The organism is Cellulophaga baltica, assembly GCF_900102165.1.
In the GTDB taxonomy this organism is placed as follows: Bacteria; Bacteroidota; Bacteroidia; order Flavobacteriales; family Flavobacteriaceae; genus Cellulophaga; species Cellulophaga baltica.
The window spans coordinates 17309-35689 of the sequence record NZ_FNBD01000021.1 but is presented as its reverse complement, the minus strand read 5'-3'; the positions used below and the strand labels follow the sequence as shown (position 1 = coordinate 35689).

At 33.1% G+C, this 18381-nt stretch carries 15 protein-coding genes; 9 read left to right on the top strand and 6 right to left on the bottom strand.

Annotated features, from left to right (window positions below):
* The coding region (locus BLQ19_RS20010; protein WP_074539066.1) for a transposase at positions 1 to 253 on the bottom strand (253 nt) is incomplete at its 3' end.
* 69 nt (positions 254 to 322) lie between these two features.
* Between BLQ19_RS20010 and BLQ19_RS20005 the strand changes: the two genes are divergently transcribed.
* From BLQ19_RS20005 to BLQ19_RS19985, 5 genes are all read left to right on the top strand, one after another.
* Positions 323 to 547 (top strand): hypothetical protein, encoded by a 225-nt coding sequence (locus BLQ19_RS20005; RefSeq protein WP_074539528.1) that lies wholly within the window; start codon positions 323 to 325, stop codon positions 545 to 547.
* 123 nt (positions 548 to 670) lie between these two features.
* Positions 671 to 1807, top strand: a complete 1137-nt coding sequence (locus tag BLQ19_RS20000) for an ankyrin repeat domain-containing protein (RefSeq protein ID WP_074539527.1) — start codon at positions 671 to 673, stop codon at positions 1805 to 1807.
* A 99-nt stretch (positions 1808 to 1906) separates the two neighbouring features.
* On the top strand, positions 1907 to 2383 hold the full coding sequence (locus tag BLQ19_RS19995) for a DUF1851 domain-containing protein (RefSeq protein ID WP_074539531.1): 477 nt from the start codon (positions 1907 to 1909) through the stop codon (positions 2381 to 2383).
* A gap of 330 nt (positions 2384 to 2713) precedes the next feature.
* Positions 2714 to 3769 carry a hypothetical protein gene (locus tag BLQ19_RS19990; RefSeq protein WP_025614897.1) on the top strand — a complete coding sequence of 352 codons (1056 nt, stop codon included), beginning with the start codon at positions 2714 to 2716 and terminating at the stop codon, positions 3767 to 3769.
* Positions 3770 to 3950: 181 nt separating this feature from the next.
* Positions 3951 to 4457, top strand: a complete 507-nt coding sequence (locus tag BLQ19_RS19985; RefSeq protein ID WP_025614896.1) for a DUF421 domain-containing protein — start codon at positions 3951 to 3953, stop codon at positions 4455 to 4457.
* 1077 nt (positions 4458 to 5534) lie between these two features.
* Here BLQ19_RS19985 and BLQ19_RS19980 read toward each other — a convergent pair.
* From BLQ19_RS19980 to BLQ19_RS19970, 3 genes are read right to left on the bottom strand one after another with little or no spacing between them, the layout of a single operon-like run.
* Positions 5535 to 6833, bottom strand: coding sequence for a Y-family DNA polymerase (locus tag BLQ19_RS19980; protein WP_074539526.1), 1299 nt, complete (start codon positions 6831 to 6833; stop codon positions 5535 to 5537).
* Positions 6830 to 7195: a S24 family peptidase gene (locus tag BLQ19_RS19975; RefSeq protein ID WP_074539525.1), complete on the bottom strand. Its 366-nt coding sequence runs from the start codon at positions 7193 to 7195 to the stop codon at positions 6830 to 6832. The genes BLQ19_RS19980 and BLQ19_RS19975 overlap by 4 nt, the downstream gene beginning before the upstream one ends.
* 15 nt (positions 7196 to 7210) lie before the next feature.
* The gene (locus BLQ19_RS19970; protein ID WP_074539524.1) at positions 7211 to 7483 is read right to left on the bottom strand and encodes a hypothetical protein; all 273 of its coding nucleotides are present in this window, start codon (positions 7481 to 7483) and stop codon (positions 7211 to 7213) included.
* A gap of 362 nt (positions 7484 to 7845) precedes the next feature.
* Here BLQ19_RS19970 and ku point away from each other — a divergent pair, with 362 nt between their 5' ends.
* The 4 genes from ku (at position 7846) to BLQ19_RS19950 (ending at position 15256) form a co-directional block, all read left to right on the top strand.
* Positions 7846 to 8619 (top strand): non-homologous end joining protein Ku, encoded by a 774-nt coding sequence (ku, locus tag BLQ19_RS19965; RefSeq protein ID WP_074539523.1) that lies wholly within the window; start codon positions 7846 to 7848, stop codon positions 8617 to 8619.
* 3 nt (positions 8620 to 8622) lie between these two features.
* A complete protein-coding gene (ligD, locus tag BLQ19_RS19960) occupies positions 8623 to 11049 on the top strand; it encodes a DNA ligase D (protein WP_074539522.1) in 2427 nt (808 codons plus the stop codon).
* Positions 11050 to 11210: 161 nt separating this feature from the next.
* On the top strand, positions 11211 to 11660 hold the full coding sequence (locus tag BLQ19_RS19955) for a response regulator (RefSeq protein ID WP_074539521.1): 450 nt from the start codon (positions 11211 to 11213) through the stop codon (positions 11658 to 11660).
* A gap of 8 nt (positions 11661 to 11668) precedes the next feature.
* A complete protein-coding gene (locus BLQ19_RS19950) occupies positions 11669 to 15256 on the top strand; it encodes a PAS domain-containing sensor histidine kinase (protein ID WP_074539520.1) in 3588 nt (1195 codons plus the stop codon).
* Between the two features lie 780 nt (positions 15257 to 16036).
* Here the strand turns inward: BLQ19_RS19950 and BLQ19_RS19940 are convergent.
* Both BLQ19_RS19940 and BLQ19_RS19935 read right to left on the bottom strand, forming a co-directional pair.
* Entirely contained in the window at positions 16037 to 17299 is a 1263-nt protein-coding gene (locus BLQ19_RS19940; protein ID WP_074539519.1) for a site-specific integrase, read from the bottom strand.
* A 445-nt stretch (positions 17300 to 17744) separates the two neighbouring features.
* The gene (locus BLQ19_RS19935) at positions 17745 to 18362 is read right to left on the bottom strand and encodes a hypothetical protein (protein ID WP_074539518.1); all 618 of its coding nucleotides are present in this window, start codon (positions 18360 to 18362) and stop codon (positions 17745 to 17747) included.
* Positions 18363 to 18381: the final 19 nt, after the last annotated feature.

Here is an 18381-nt window from a genome sequence, read left to right as displayed (position 1 = left end):
ACAATACGTCTTTAAGCATCTTATTATCAAGACTCACATCAGCATACATCTGTTTAAGTTTATTGTTCTCTTCTTCAAGTTCTTTTAAACGTTTAAGCTGCTGTTGTTCCATACCGCCGTACTTCTTTCTCCAATAGTAGAAAGTGCTTTTGTCAATTCCTAATTCTCTAGATAAATCACCTACGGATCTTCCTTGTTCATTTTCCTTAAGAGCTTTAATAATCTGACTCTCGCTAAATTTGCTGTTTTTCATTGTGACAGTTTGAATTTAAAGTTAGTAAATTCGAATTATAAACTGTCCTATTTTTAGGGAATCCTACAAATGACGAAAGAATTTTCAACGGACGAAAGTTATCAGCCAAATTTAAGAGAAGAAGATATTTCTGTAAATTGGGGAATAAATGGAAATGCAGTTATAAGAATAAATGGAAACCCCTTTTTATTGTTTTCTACGGATGAAGAAAAAGGATTTTGTAAATCAATTTCAAAAAATGGAATGTATGGAAACCAATGGGATGAAAATAAATACAAAGAGGAATTTAAATAAAAAAGAAGGCTGGCTGTAACAAAACCTATGACGATCATGGCTGGCAGTAAAGCTTGCCCGCAAAGCCAACGCTCCGCCAGCCACGCCGCATAGCTAACCGTTATAGACAATCAAAGAAAAATTATGGGGATTTTTAAGAAGTTATTCGGAGGGAACTCAAAAAAGAGCCCTAAAGAAGAAGAAAACAAGACAAGTGAATATGATCTAAAATGGATTAGTGCGGATCAAAATCCTTGGAATTTGAAAATTTTGGATTTGAGACCAATTTCACAAACCATGCTTTCAACTTCGAAAGACCCTAAAATGGCTACTAATGCTGTTTCATACAGTCAAGAAGACGGAACGACTTTTAAAGACTATCAACCACAATCTGAAAAGACAATCTTTAGTAATTTGGTTATTTCTATAGACGAAAAACTTGAAGAAGGGGTTTTGTTTAACCCGTCAACAATGGAAAACAAATGGGCAATTTATTTTATGAATAATCGCCTGATATTTATAAGAAGTTGGTTAAGGGAAGCGTTTGTAGTTGCAAAAACCGTTCAAGAGAATAACCAATTAAAGGTAACTGAAATAAAAGGAGAATTTACAAATAATGAATCACCTGAAATGACTCAATCCATTTTGATGTTCTTATTATTTAGTCATTCTTTAAATGAAACAGTACCTGCTCCTATTCCAAAAGATTTGGAGGACAATACTGATAAGGCAGGAATGTGGGCTTTTTCAACTTATGGAAACATGGCTCATCTAGGATATTTTGGAGAAGATTTTAACTATCAAACAGATCTAAAACTAAGAACACATTCTTTATTACATATTGCAATTGCAAGAGGTGATTTGAATAAAATTAATGAGCAATTAGATAAAAGTACAAATGTAAATTGTTTAGCTGGTGATGGTCTTTCAACCTTGCAATGGGCAATGACTGCTGATTCCAATGTCTTAAGCTTATTACTTGATAAAGGAGCTAATCCGAATACTAGATCGACTGAAGGAGCAACACCAATAATGAACGCTGTCCAATCGGATAAAATCGAACACCTTAATATTTTGATTAAAAACCAAGCTGATTTAAATGCTAAAGATGATAGAGGGTTTACAGCTTTGCACAGAGCATCAGAAATGGGACGAAAAGAAATGGTTCGTATCTTATTGGAAAATGGAGCTAATAAAAATGTAGAAGCTGAAAATCACACGCCTCTTTCATTAGCCATCGCAATGAAAAATGAGGAAATTATAAAACTATTAGAAAAATAAAAAGTCTATAACAATTTGTATATTTCATTTGCTCCCTTCGGGAAGCAAACGCAACATACAAGAGGCGTTGTAAAACATTTTGACAAAACCACAAGCAGAATGAAAATTACTTGGAATGATTTAAAAGTAGACTTTAGTCACATTGACCAAAATCGACTTACTGAAAGTTGGAGTTGGTTAATTGGAATGGACAAAACGCCGGTTTTAATTTCAAGTATTGGAGATTTGTTTTTAAGAGACAAAAATGGAATCTGTTACTGGTTAAATGTCGGAGAAGGAATTATTGAAAAAGTTGCCGATAATGTTGATGAATTTAAAGCAAAATTAAAGGACAACGAACAAGTCGACGATTGGTTTTTAATCGGACTAGTGGAAAAACTAAAGGAAAGTGGACTTGAACTATCCGATAAAAATCTTTATGGATTTAAAAAACTGCCTGTTTTGGGTGGAGAATACGAGCCTGAAAATTTTGAATTAACAGACATTGAAGTTCATTTTGAATTAGCTGGTCAAATTCACAAGAAGATTAAGGATTTGCCAGACGGAACAAAAGTGAATATTACCGCGTCTGAATAAAAAACGTTTTACAACACAACCTATAAACAATACGGGCTTTGGTTTTAGACGCCAAGTTCTGTGTATATTTAGAATGTCGCGAAATCTTTGGGATTTCGCTTTGGACAAGAAAAAAATAAAACAAAACCAAAAGATTTCGCTATGTGCTTGACGGAAAGCAAACGCTAGTTTGCTCCCGCACTGTTCATAGCCTAAACGTTAGCGGTGATTTGGCAAATAATCTTTAAATTAAAGACAGTTAAAAATATAAAGACAACAATTCAGTAATTGATTTTTGATTATTCGGTTCATTCGTAATACTTTTAAATTAAAATATTCAACAAAAAAACAATGAAAAAATTTTTAAAAATCATTAAGCTCACGTTTATAGCTATTTTAAGTATTTGCGTACTATTTTTTCTATACTTTTTTATCAGTAATAAATTATTTTTAGAATCTAAAAATGAAAACAATATAAGCTATTTGACAAAAAACAAAACTGAAATCACAAATTCAATTAATGACAAATTATTTGATGATGATTTTTACAAATCAAAAGTTTTCCTTTTGGGAGAAATCCACGGATTCGCAGACAATCAAAAATTAGACAAGGAGTTACTGTTCTTCCTAAATAAAAAATTGGGTGTTAAATATTATATTGCAGAAATGGATAGTTTAACATCTAAAAAACTTAATAACTTCTTGACAGATAGTTTGAAAAATCAAGAAATTTTAAAAGACGTTGTTTTGGCTATTAGCAAGAGAATTCCGCAACAAGCAAGTCAAGAACTATTTGACAAGTGGAATGATATTTATGATTACAATCAAAAACTAACGGATTCATTAAAAATTAAAGTAATTGGAATCGACAAGAATTTTGATGATAATTCAAAAGTGGCAAGAGATTCAGCAATGGTACTTAATTTCATGAATTCTATCAAAGAAATGAAACTTGAAGATGAAAAATTCTATGGTCTATTTGGTTATTTCCACGTATTGCAAAATATAACTGAAAACGGAAGAGAAACATTTGCATCGGGATTAAAAAAATCAGGTGTAAAAACAACCAGTTTTGTTAGTTATACTTTAGACAGCGAAATGTACCTTCCCAAAAACCCACAATTCCCAACACCAGATGATGAAAAAATGGATTGGATTAATGCAGATGGTCCGTTACAACTTGTGAAAGGAATTAATGATTTGAAAGATTTAAGTAAACCCAACTCAATTACGCTTTTTAAAATAAATTCGCAGAATTCCCCCTATTCTAAATCGCAACATCTAATCAATGTAAAATCCAGAGTTTTCGGAGAGAATATCACTCCCGAAAACGGAACGTTTACATCGAATTATTTTCAATATGTATTTTTATTGAGAAATTCCAATGCATTAACAAAACTTAAATAAAAAAATACCGCTAACAAGGTATATAAAAAATAGGCGAAATAGTAATAAATTCAAGGTTTTTGGCTCGTATTTAAGTTTGTGCATAACCGAAAAATTAGTGTTTCCAAATCGCCTACTTTTCATATAAGAGACGTAAAAATTTTTAAAATACATAACTTTACTTAAACTTAATATAAAAATTATGAATCTAGAAACTGCCATTTTAGTGGTTATTTCAGTCCTCGGTATTTTTTCAGCCATTATGGTTATAACTAGAATTTTTGGGTTAAGAACATTTGCAAAAATATCAAGTTTTGATTTTGCATCAACTATTGCTGTAGGTTCTATATTAGCCTCAATTGTAATAAATAAAGATCAAGGAATTTTAAAAGGTATTTTAGCGCTTTTTTGTGTAATAGGATTTCAAACATTATTCTCTTTTTTAGTCAGAAAAAATTATTTATTTAAAAAACTATTTACTAACAAACCACAGTTCCTAATGAAAAATGGTGAAATCCTTTATGATAATTTGAAAAGATGTAACGTTGGAGTGAGCGACTTGATGGCTAAATTAAGAGAAGCTAACGTACATAAGTTATCAGAGGTTCAAGCAGTAGTTTTTGAAAGTACTGGCGATGTTTCTGTATTACATAGCTCTGAGATTAATGATGTGGAAGATATAATTTTGAGAGATGTAGAAAGCAAATAATTCAATAAAAAAAATCTCTCTATAGATTAAGAAAATAAATAGTTAAATGGACATAACATTATAACGGGAAAGCCCTACACATAACAAAGAACTGAGCTGAATTTGATCTTCTAAATTAAGTTTAGTTAGTTTGTATTCCTCTGTAATAATTCATGAAATCCATGGAAAACTAAACTTTATAAATACTTTTATAAATTAGAAAAATAAAGTAAAGAGGAATAGCAAGAGGGTAACACGCTGCGCGATGTTACAAGTTTTTAATTCCCTAGTAAACAGTACTTTATACATTTTTAACGCCATTTATTCCTCTTCATTTGCGACAAATACACTTAAAACCTCAATAAAATGGCTATTATTTGCGACAAATCACCGAATTACCCCATCAATTTAGCTAAAAATAGCTACCTACTGAATCTTTTCAAATCGGTTAAACTATAGTGTCCTAACCCTATTTCCTATCATTACATTACAGGAAAAAAGGTTCGTCTAAAAGTCTTGAACACAAGCCAAAAAGTAGTTTATTTTGATTGTATTATTTTAAAAAGTTTATTTTTGACTTACATTCGCTTGGTCAACCTTTTAGTGAACTTTATCCGTTTTGCATTTCAATATAACTTGTCGCTTAGTCTTCTTTGAACACCTTCCCTTTCCCTTTTTGATAGTAAAAGAACAGCATTCAAAATTAGCGGGCGCATAAAACGGATGGCGCTGCCCTCCTATTTATAGCCCTTTTCTAATTTTAAATCCTTTAAATAATCTATATCAAAAAGGGAATGCGATTGGCTCTGAAAGAAGTAAATGAAATACACCTCAAATCCTATTTCATTTGATCTTTTTTTGCGCTCTATTGAGACTTTAACAAAGGTAAATGCTCTTGGTTAAAAAAAGTAAAACCCCAAATCTTACCATAACTTATATACGCACGGATCCAGTTGGATTTCTTTAGTGTTCGTATTGATAAATGTTAAAAAGAAATCCAATTGGGCGTAACTACTAATTGTTTTAAATTACTTTTTTCTTTGCAACCATCGGGCGCAAAGCAAGTTTGTTTTTGTAGCAATAAAAACACATCTTACCCTACCTGACCAAGTCCTTTTTTTGAATGGTTACTCTCCCAATAGTCATCAACTCCCCCCATTGCGTGGTAAATCTTGGGCTGCGATGCTCTTTAATTAGCGCCCACTCTTTACTGCGATTACCTACCGTAGCGACCTTAATTTTGTTTTTGCCATACTTACCGTTTAAAGTATCGATAAGATTGGTAATTACATCGCTCTCACTCTTATGCGGATCATCGAACATGTTGGTCTGTACCTCGTTTCGGTGCATTAACTGAGTTAAGTTTACACCCACTTTTTTATACCGGTAGCCTGGTTTAAATATATGCTGCAAACCTTTCAATGCTTCTTTTGTTAGCTTGATAGTGCTATCGGTCGGTGTATCTAAATTGATACTAATACTATTTCTATACTGCTTATCTATCTCACTATGTTGATTGGTCTGTAATGAAATTTCTAGTTGAGCGGCTAGACTATGTTGCTGCCGCAATAAATCTGCCACTTCGGCTACATAATAGCTACAGGCTTCCTCAATAAGTGAATAATCGGAGAGCTTGAATCCGAATGATTTCGCAGTTCCGATACCTTTTTTTGCATTTGCTTCGGTCTCTAGTTCTAAGCAAGGCACATTATTCAATTCTCGCCATAAACGCTCACCGATAACGGTCATTTCTTTTCTTACCCATGCAACGGGCATATTGGCAAAATCCAAAGCCGTGTGTATGTTATTGTTTTGTAGTCGCATGGCATGCTTCTTCCCTATTCCCCAAATATCCTTCACTTGCAGGTTACGTAATAAATTCCGCCTTTTTTCCTCACTATTTACCACATAGACATTGTTGTTTTTCGGGATTTTCTTAGCGAACTTATTAGCTAATTTCGATAACGATTTTGTCTTAGCAACACCTACGCCCACGGGTATTCCTGTATTTTTATGGACCGTATCTTTGATGGTATGGGCAATTGTAGTGTAGTCATCAACCTTAGTGCATCCTAAATCTACCCAACTTTCGTCAATACTATATTCTTCTACTCTTGGCGAAAATGTCATTAAAGTATCCATCACCCTTCTAGACATATCACTGTACAGGGTATAATTCGATGAGAAATAGGTAACATCGTTATCGTCCAGCAATTTTTTTATCTTAAATATGGGCTGAAACATGGGGATGTCGGTCAACGCCTTTGCTTCCTTATTAGCCGCAATGATACATCCGTCGTTATTACTTAAAACAACTACTGGTCTATTGATCAAATCTGGTCTAAATACTTGTTCGCATGAAGCATAAAAACTATTGCAATCTACCAATGCTATCATAAAACCGACTTTATTATATAGGTGAGTACTCCCCATATATTCAATTCAACGTCATTAATCTTATCTATTCTAACAATTTTAAAACTTTCGTCTACGGCAGCCAATACGAGTTGATTTAATTTCGGAGTCAGCGATTTATCGACAATTAAAACATCGTTCGTAAACGCACCGAACTCCTTAAATTCATCATCTGCTACCCTAATAAAAAATGTCGAAGATGAATTGGATACCAACACTTCGTTCAAATCGATTCGAGGTTCACTATAATGCGTTGCCGGACTCGAAAAACCCGTCTGCGTCGGACTTTTGACCCTATGATTATTATCAGATTTTTTAATCAAGTTCTTATCTTCTACCATCATAACTTAAAACATAATTTATTTTCGTTCCCTAACCCAAAAATCATTCGGAACATTCCAAAAGCCCATTACTGGCATTATATAACATACTACTCGAGACGGGTATTTATAATATAGATTAACATCGTGGAAATCGGTCTCATACTCGACAATAAAACCATCCATTGATATTGGTTTATTTTCGAACAGCCCATTATCCTTTAAGGCGCATTCATAACGCTCCTTCCCTATCTTCTTCAAAAGAGCTTTTATGGAAGTGATATCATAATTTCTAAATACCGTTTTGGACATTGTCCAAATTTCAGGATATATTCCAAATAAAGTAAATCATTTTCGAAAATATTATTAACAATGAAGCAAAAAAATAAAAACCACCTCAAGGCGAGATGGTCAACCTAATCTAATTAACAGACTTTGAAAGGTATTGAAGAACTTCAAAAACTTAATTGATGCAAAATATATATCATGAACAATAATAAGGAGTGAATTTTTAGCGGTTTTGAGAATGTGAACGCGGTTATTCAATCAGGTTAATTATTAACCAGTTAGAGTTATCAAGCTTAAAATCGCTTTCATAAATTGACCCATATTAAATCTCTTCTTACATAAAGACTAAGAAGATGCAATATATAAGTAACCTTAACTTAAAATCTATGAGATCAATTTGGAATGGCTCTATTAGCTTCGGATTAGTATCTATACCCATAAAACTATTTTCAGGTTCTGAGGATAGAAAACTTGATTTGGATATGTTAGACAGCCATGATGGTGCACGCATACGCTACAAACGGGTGAATGAAGAAACTGGAAAGGAAGTAGAATGGAAAGATATTGTAAAGGGCTATAAAAAAGACGATGAATACATTGTATTGGAAAATGAAGATTTTGAAAATGCCAATATGAAGAAAAGTAAAACCATCGACATTGAGCAATTTATAGCCGAAGATGAAGTATCTGATGTTCTTTTTAAAAAACCTTATTTCATTAAACCTCAAAATGGTGGAGAAAAGTCATATTCTTTACTACGCGACGCTTTAAAGAAAACTAAAAAGCTAGGGGTAGCTACATTTGTTATGCGACAAAAAGAACATTTATCTCTCATTGGTATTTATCAAGATGCGCTGGTATTACATGTTATACGATTTAATGATGAAATTAGAAGTACCAAAGAACTTGAACTACCAAAAAGAAAAATTTTAAAAAAGGAAATGGATATGGCGATTTCTTTAATAGACCAATATACCGAGAAGTTCGATTTCGCCAAATTCAAGGATGTCTATAACCAACAACTTTTAAAAATCATAGAATCTAAGGCTACTGGCAAAGTTTCAAAGCCAGAAAAATTTGAATCTAAACCTACACCTGCAAAAGACTTAATGGCGCAACTAAAAGCAAGTCTAGAAAAAAGAGAGAAAAAAGCATCTTAAACCGTGAGTTTAAAAAAGTATTACGAGAAAAGAGATTTTGAGAACACCCCAGAGCCTAAGGGGGTGCTACAGCCTATTTCTCAAAATCAACGTTTCGTTATACAACGCCATGCCGCAAGTAGATTGCATTATGATCTGCGGTTAGAAATAAATGGCACGCTAAAAAGTTGGGCAATACCAAAAGGACCTTCTATGAACCCAAACGACAAACGTTTGGCAGTTAGAACCGAAGATCACCCGTTAGAATATTTAACTTTTTACGGCACTATACCTAAGGGTAATTATGGTGCAGGGAACATGATTATTTGGGATACGGGTACTTTTGAAATAGACATCACAGAAACCGATAAACCGCTTTCGGAACAACTAGCAATCGGTAATATTAAATTGAAGTTTTACGGTAAAAAAATTGGCGGTCGTTTTGCACTCGTTCGTACCTCAGCTAAAAACGATACAGAGCAATGGCTGTTACTTAAAAAGAAAGATGACTTCGCTATTTCTACTTTTTACGATGCAGAAACATTGGTACCATTATCTGAAACTAAAACAAAAAAATTTACAACCGAGTTAAAGCCAGGTTCGATAATACAGCCTATGTTGGCGTCTACCTTTAAAGAGATATTTAATGACCCTAACTATATATATGAGCTTAAATGGGACGGTTACAGAGTTATCTCGCACATAACCAATACTAAAGTTTTATTACAATCAAGAAACGGTATTAATTACAATTCAAAGTTTTCAAAATTATATGATGAACTCTCTACTATAGAACATGATGTCATCTTAGATGGCGAAGTGGTTCTTGTAGACAAGAACGGTGTTTCAAAATTTGCAGAACTACAAAACTACCCCAATAGCGAGGGTGAATTACGCTATTATGTTTTTGACATGTTATTTCTAAACGGTCATAGTATGCTTGACCTAAAGTTAATCGAAAGAAAAAGTCTTATTCAAGATCTCATTGGTGGTTTAAATATTGTTCAATACTGTGATCATATTGAAGGTATGGGAACTTCTTTATATGAAAAAGCAATAGAAGTAGGTATGGAGGGTGTTATGGTCAAAGAAAAAAGTTCTAATTATGTTGTAGGATCAAGAACAGAAAAATGGCTAAAAGTAAAGGCTATTCAAAGTACCGATGCCATTATTTGCGGTTATACCGAATCTACAAATAGTCCTGAATTAGTTGGTTCGTTAATTCTTGGTCAGTACGAAAACCATACATTGACATATATTGGCAATTGCGGCTCGGGCTTTACAGATAAAAGTCGCAGAGAACTGCAAATGCTTCTCTCTAATTATGAGGTCAATAGCAATGTATTGGATAAAAAAATACCGTTAAAGGGAAGAAAAGCGCATTGGACACAACCTATATTAGAATGTGAAGTCACCTTTTCAGAACGTACAAAGAACGATTTACTTAGAAATCCTGTTTTGAAACGGATAAAAAGTGAAATCCCTAAATTAAATTCTGAGCCGAATACCCTGGCGGTTCAAAAGAAAAAGATATCTTCTTCGAAAGATATTATTACTATTGACGGCTTAAAAGTACCCATTAGTAATTTAGATAAAATTTATTGGCCAGAATCAAACCTTACCAAGTATGATTTAATTGATTATTACCTAAACGTTTCTGAATACATATTACCACATTTAATAGATAGACCACAAAATTTACATCGACACCCTAACGGTATTGATCAAGAAAGTTTTTACCAAAAGGATAATGAATATTTGCCCGATTGGTTTGAAACTATCTCTATTTACTCAAAATCTTCTGAACGGGAAATAAACTATTTACTGTGTCAAAATGCTGCTTCATTAATCTATATGGCAAATTTGGGTTGTATCGAAATCAATCCGTGGAGCTCAAGAAAGTTAAATTTAGATTATCCCGATTACGGAATTATTGATCTAGACCCTCCGAAGAACATGAATTTTAAAAAGGTAATTCTGGTAGCGAAGGCATTCCATCAAATTTTGATCGACCTAAACATCGAGAGCTTCTGCAAAGTATCTGGTTCTAAGGGTATTCATATTTATCTACCTATGGGGCATAGATACACCTATGAAGAAGTTAGAAATTTTATTAAACTGCTATGTCATTTGGTAGAAGAACGTTTGCCTGAGCTTACTACCTTAGAACGCACCATTAGCAAAAGAAAAGGTAAAATTTACCTGGACTATTTACAGAATCGCAGAGGGCATACTATTGCATCGGTTCACTCGGCTAGACCTATTATGAAAGCACCTGTTTCAGCACCCGTACATTGGGATGAATTAGATGGCGACCTTGATCCACGAAAATTTCTTATGAAGGGATACATCAAAAGATTAGAAGAAATAGGCGATTTATTTAATGGTGTATCTACGTCAGATTTTGATATAGCTTCGACCTTAAATAAATTAGATGCTACACTTAATTAATTGTTCAAGCTTAGACGTTAACTGTAAATAACAGGAGTCCGGCTTTTTATAGCGGCCTGTATAATAAGTTGTTTTTATAGGGTCGAAAAAGAAAAAATAAGTTATTTTTAAAACCATATTGTCAGAAATTAGCAGTAAAAATATAGGTAATACTTTCGAATATGGGGTACAAGAATAAGTTACACATACTATTAGTTGATGATGATAAAGACGATTGTGATATATTTAAAGAGGCATTAGAGGAGTTAGATGTATCTTCTGCTCTTACAATTCTGCATAATGGAATTGAACTTCTAGAATTTTTATCTTCTGAAGAAGGTAGCAATCCAGATATATTATTTCTTGATTTGAATATGCCAAGAAAAACTGGATTAGAATGTATTAAAGAAATAAAATCATCCACTTCATTACCCAGCATTTCAACTGTAATTTATTCTACATCTTATAACACTAATGTTGTTGATGAACTTTATGATTTGGGTGCTCATTATTACATTCAAAAACCAAGCTCATACAAATGTTTAAAAAAAGTTATTGAACAAGCTATACTTTTATTAAGCGAAGAAAACAACACTTCAATTTCTAGGGCTAATTTTGTCATCAAACCTTAAACTAACTTATGCACACTGACGACTCTTCATTTATTTTTTTACAAGGAGGCGGAGAAATGGGGAAACTCATAGAATCGTACAATTGGAACGAAACCCCATTAGGTGAATTAAAAAATTGGTCGCAAACATTGAAAGCAAATGTTAGCACGATGCTCAATACCCCATATAGTATGTGTATAGTGTGGGGTAATGAATCTATCGAAATATGTAACGATAGCTTTTACTCGACCTTAGGCTTAAGCCGACACCATAATACTTTAGCGAATGGAATGAAATTGAAATTTGCCAAAGATTGGCAAAGTATAGATTCTGCCCTAAAAAGTATAATGAACGGTAATGCTACCACTCGTCAATTAGTTTCGTTACCTCTTAATAGAAATAATAAAACATACAATTATCAATTCGAATTCACCTATAGCCCAATTCGATTAGAGACAGGTGAAATTGGGGGTGTCTTAATTATAGTGCAAGAAAAAGGTTTTACCGATCAAAAATCGTTTGAATCAGAATTACAAGAAAGTAAAAATCAATTACAATTTGCCATTGCAGCAGCTGAGCTGGGCACGTGGGACTATAACCCGCAAACCAATATTTTTACCGCTAACGATAGACTAAAAGATTGGTTTGGGCTACCTCATAAGAACGAGCTTGAATTAACAGATGCGCTTAATGCCATTAATGAACAAGATAGGGATCGGGTTGCCTCTGAAATTCAAATAGCATTAGATTATTCTTCGGGCGGCAGTTATGATATTGAATTCAGAATTAACAACCTGATCAACAAAAAAGAGATTATTTTACATGCTAAAGGTAGAGCATGGTTTAATGACGACTCTATTGCCTATCGCCTAAACGGTACATTAGAAGATGTAACTACGCGCGTATTAGCAAGAAAGAAGGTTGAAGAAAGTGAAACCCGTTATCACAATCTTATACAATCATCACCATCCTCAATTGCTATTTTATCTGGTGAAGATTTAGTGATCACCATTGCCAACAATACCATTATTGAGTATTGGGGAAAAGGTGAAGATGTAATTGGCAAACCATATTTCGAATTATTGCCAGAACTGATCGATCAGGGTTATGATAAAATATTTAAAGAGGTTTATGAAACCGGCAATCCTTTTACCGCATTAGAAACTCCTCTATATTTAGTACAAGACGGTGTAGCTAAGACGAAATATTACAACTTCATTGTTTATCCGCAGAGAGATTTAGAAAAGAATATTAATGGTCTTGGTATCATTGCGACAGAGGTAACCACGCAAGCACTTTTAAACAATAAGATTAAGGAAAGTGAACAAAATATACGAGCCTTGGTCGAAAGTGCCCCATTCCCTATTGCCGTATATGTTGGAGATGAAATGATGATCTCATTGGCAAACCAGTCTGTTATGGATGCCTGGGGGAAAGGAAATGACGTAATTGGTAAGTTATTTTCAGATATCTTACCAGAATTAGAAAATCAACAAATATTCAAACAAGTTCGTGGGGTATTCCATACAGGAATTCCATTTCACACTAAAAACCAAAGAGTTGAATTAAGAATAGATGGTATTTTAAAAACGTTCTTTTTCAATTATAGTTTTACTCCTTTATTCGATGAATCTGGCAAAGTGTATGCGGTAATGAACACTGCTGCAGAAGTTACTGAATTACACGAAGCTAAAATTAAGGTCGAAGAAAGCGAAAAGAGATTTAGAAATACGGTTATGCAAGCGCCATTAGGCATTACTATTTTTAGAGGACCTGACCATATAGTGGAAATAGCTAACAAAAGTTATCTAGAAATTATAGATAAAACAGATAAAGAATTTATAGGAAAACCAGTTTTTGATAGCTTGCCAGAGCTTAAAACTCTTATTGAACCTATAATCGATGATGTATACAAATCAGGCGAAGCTTTTTATGGTTATGAATTTCCGGTGGTATTAAACACCCAAGGCACTCCTGAAACAAAATATTTTAATTTTGTTTATCATCCGTTAAAAGAGGATAATAAAATTACGGGTATCATGGCCATTGCCACCGAAGTAACCGCAATGGTAAAGGCTAAACATGTTATTGAAGAAAGTGAAGAAAAACTGGGCCTAATTATTGAAGCTAGTGAGCTAGGGGTCTTTGATGTCGATTTAAAAACTGACGATATTATAGCTTCTAAGAGGTGTTATGAAATTTTAGGCTTTGATAACGAAACAAGTTTAACGCATGAGGTTATGGTGAATAATATTCACCCAGATGATCTTAACCTACGAAAAGAAGCCTTTGAAAATGCATTCAAAGAAGGAACCTTACGATACCAATCTCGGGTAATATGGAAAGACCAATCGATACATTGGATCGATGTAAAAGGAAAAATTTTCTTCGATGAAGATAAGAACCCAATAAGATTATTGGGCACTGTACGCGATATTACAGAAGAGCGAAATTTTCAACAACAGCTATTAGAGCGAGAAGAAAAGTTTAGATTATTGGCAGACTCTATGCCCCAATTTGTTTGGACATCTGATGCCGAAGGAAACTTGAATTATTTCAATAAATCGGTTTTTGACTTCTCAGGATTAACGCCTGAACAAGTTTATAAGGAAGGATGGATTCAAATTGTACATTCTGATGATCGGGAAGAAAATATTAGACTCTGGACAGAAGCCATAAGTACAGGAACCGACTTCTTACTCGAACATCGCTTTAGAAATGCAATTGGAGAATACCGATGGCAATTAAGTCGCGCTATCCCTCAAAAGGATAATGATGGCAATATAAAAATGTGGGTCGGTACCAGCACCGATATTCAAGAACAAAAAATGTTCACTAACGAATTAGAGAAAATGGTTCAAACACGAACCAACGAACTACAACATAAAAATGTAGACCTCGAAAAAATGAATAAAGAGCTACAGTCGTTTGTATATATCTCTAGTCATGATCTGCAAGAACCGCTGCGCAAAATTCAAATATTCGCCTCTCGTATTCTAGAAACAGAATTCGAAAGTTTATCAGATAGGGCAAAGCATGATTTTACAAGAATGCAGAAAGCTGCATTTAGAATGCAAACCTTAATTCAAGACCTACTTGCGTATTCGAGAACAAAAGTTGAAGATATCACCTACGAAATTTTAAATCTTAACGAAGTAATTGAAGATGTACAAGAAACATTAAGTGAAGATTTAAAAAATAACGAGGTTACTTTCAATTTGAATATTCAATGCAAGGTTAGAATTATCCCCATACAGTTTAAACAAATTATACATAATTTAATTAGTAACTCCATTAAGTTCGCTCGCGAAGAGCAACCGTTAGTAATAGAAATTGATTGTGAGCATGTAAAAGGTAAAGATCTGGACATCGAAACCTTAGATGACACTAAGAAGTATTGCCACATTCGCTTTGCCGACAATGGTATCGGATTCGAGCAAGAATTCAGTGAAAAAATATTTGAGGTGTTTCAACGATTACATAGTAACGATGAATACACAGGTACAGGTATTGGACTTGCAATCGTCAAAAAAATAATTGAAAATCATAAAGGTCATATTATGGCAAAAAGTACCGTAAATGAAGGTGCTGTTTTTCATATTTACATTCCGGCTTAAGTAAGAATTTTGCAATTCGTATTTATCAAAAGCATTATTCACTTAGTTAAAACACTTTTACAATTGGCTCTGAAAGAAATAAATGAACTACAGCACAAATCCTATTTTATTTGATCTTTTTTTGCGCTCTATTGAGACTTTAAAAAAGGAAGATGCTCTTGGTTAAAAAAAGTAAAACCCCAAATTTTAACATAGCTAACCTTTCCCTGGATCCTGTTTCGATTTTATAGTGTTCAGGTAGATAAGCGTTCATTAAAATCGAATCAGGGCGCTTTATGTGATGAACTTTAATTTTATATAAATAAGTTATCTACAGGACATTTTAATTCTTATCCTTCTTTTTCTTCCTCCTCCAAAGGATATAAAAGATAATCATTAGTACAGGCAGAATAATATATACAACGACATCAAAAGCGTTTCCAAGATCGATAGGATTATTGTCATCTGGGTTTCGTGTGCCTATAGGCAATTGTAGTAGAAGAAAAAGATATAGTTTGTATATCATTATTTTTTTGTGAATAGCTTATGTGCAATTTACGAAATTAAGTAGACTGTCCATTTCAGTTTTATCACTTTTCTATTTTTTTAACCTTATTTGCAACCATCGGGCGTAAAGTTAGTTTGTTATTATGGTAACAAAAATAGATATTACGCATACTGACCAACTCCTTTTTTTGCACTACCAAAAAATTTGTTAAATCTGATTATAATAGTATAAACATTCTTTTTTTATAAGTTCTCTCACTTATAATTATCTTGCCTTCTTCAGGTTATACTATTTCATTGAACTCCATATTTTACATTCATTTTAATAGCTTCTTTCTGTTTAAATCGTAATAAAAGATTACCAATATCCTCACTAATTTTAGTCTCCACTACCCTAGCATAGATTTGTGTTGTTGATAGTTTGGTATGTCCTAAGAGCTTCGATACCGTTTCTATGGGCACGCCATTGGAGAGCATCACGGAGGTTGCAAAAGTGTGTCTGGCAACATGGAAAGTTAGATTCTTTTGAATACCACAATCTTTGGCTATTTCTTTTAAGTAACTATTCGTCTTTTGATTGGAACTTAAGGGAAGTAAGGCTTCATTGTCATTAATTTTAAGCCTCGTTTTATACTTTTTAAGTATTTCCATCGCTTTAGGTAAAATAGGAACTTTTACTATTTCATCTGTTTTCTCTCGTTTGGTAAATATCCAATAAGTATTATCAATGCCTAGTGTTAGCTGTTTTTTAGTGAGACCTTTTACATCTATAAACGATAATCCTGTATAACAAGAAAATACAAAGCAATCTTTTACCTTTTCTAAACGATCATTGCTGTAGTGCATATTTTCTAAAACATGCAATTCTCGCTCTGTTAGATATTGTCTATCATATTTATCAAATTTTAACTGAAATTGCTGAAATGGATTCTTTAGTATCCATTCCAATTTTAGCGCCCGGTTGATTATTTTCTTGAAGCGTTCTAAATGCTTCATGACGCCGTTGTTAGTCATCATCAACTGTTTCTTTGCATTTTTGAACTTTCTCAAGTAGTGCTCAAAGTCACATATAAAACGATAGTTCAGTTGCTTTAGATAAATATCACTAGCTTTTAGCTCTTCGCTTAAGAATTTATACAAATATTTTTCGGTGGTATAGTAGTTTTTCATTGTACCATATTTTAAAACTGTTAGCATATGGTCATTATGATAGCTAATAACATCTCGCAAGGTCTTTTGAGTATCATCCTCTCCTAAGTAACGAACCTTTATAGCATTCGCTGTAATAATTTTTGACTCTTCCAAGAGCTGTTTATGGCAATCTAGCAACTCGCTATATACTTGGTCTAAATAGGTGTTTAAAACTCTTATTTTATAAGAGCTTCCTCGACCTCGATTCTTTGAACTATCCCAGTCTTTAAATAAAATAGTTCTCTTTAGACTAATTTCTGAACGTTGTCCTGTAACGGTAATACGCACATAGATGGATAACTTGTTCGATGTACTTCTTGATTTTCTTGTGAAGAAAATAACGGAAAAGGTGCTGCTTGTCTGCATGTTTATAGCTTTAGTTTGACATTTTTTTTAAAAACGAAAGTCAAATTGCTTTTAAATGCGCTATGAATTTACGACAATTAAGTTAAAAATGTGCACACCTGATTGTACACCTTTTATTTGTTATTATTTGATATCATCTGATACCCTTAAAAACAAAAAACACTGATAATCATACGATTAACAGTGTTTTAATACAACCTATCTCTAGGTTCGTCGGGGTGGCAGAATGTTCTTAAACCACCCTATACTTTTATAAATCAATAAGTTGAAAATTAAAAACTAATTTTGGTAACCGAATAAGTAACTTATTTTTTATGGACTTTTGTTCTTTATTAATTGTAAAATTAAAACATCTTTACAATAATTATATTATATCCTTTGATTTTGTTTTAAAAAGTTTAAATAGTTTTTTGAAATAGTGAAAATTATAAAACAACTTCTAATTTTATGGAGTATACGGTAACATGTAGTTTTCAAAACTGCCGTTTTCTACTTTAAATGTCTTGGTGCCAGTCATATTTCTAAACTCACCAGAAAATATACCGTTTATACTATAAAAATCTGTAGTAATCCCATAAACCGTTTCTGTTTTAACTTTTTCTACACCAGTAATTTCCAATAAAAATTGATGGTCGTTCGAAGTAAGAATCTCATCACTGGCATCAATATCCTCAAAACCCATTAAATTAATCGTGCAATTCAAGATGTCAAATCTATCGGTAGTAAACTTATAATCCACTAAATTAAAACTCATAGTAACTTCTTTATAATCACCTGATTCAGGGTCAACATCTGTTTCTAAGCCTGTAAAAGAAATTATCCAAGTATCCCCTTTTACATAAGTCGCCTCTAATTCAAAAGGTCGGGTAAGGTCATTTTCAAAATTTTCTCCGTTAAAAGTAAAGGATAATTTTTGGTTTGAGTTGTTTGCATTCTCTTCTAAGCTTTCGTGAGATTCAACTGTTGATAAACTGTCGGCATTATCCTCTTTTTTGTCTTTTTTAAAGTTGCAACTGCTAAGGAAAACTATACCTAAGGCTAAAAATAAAAATTGTTTCTTCATGATATTTTCTTTAAAATGT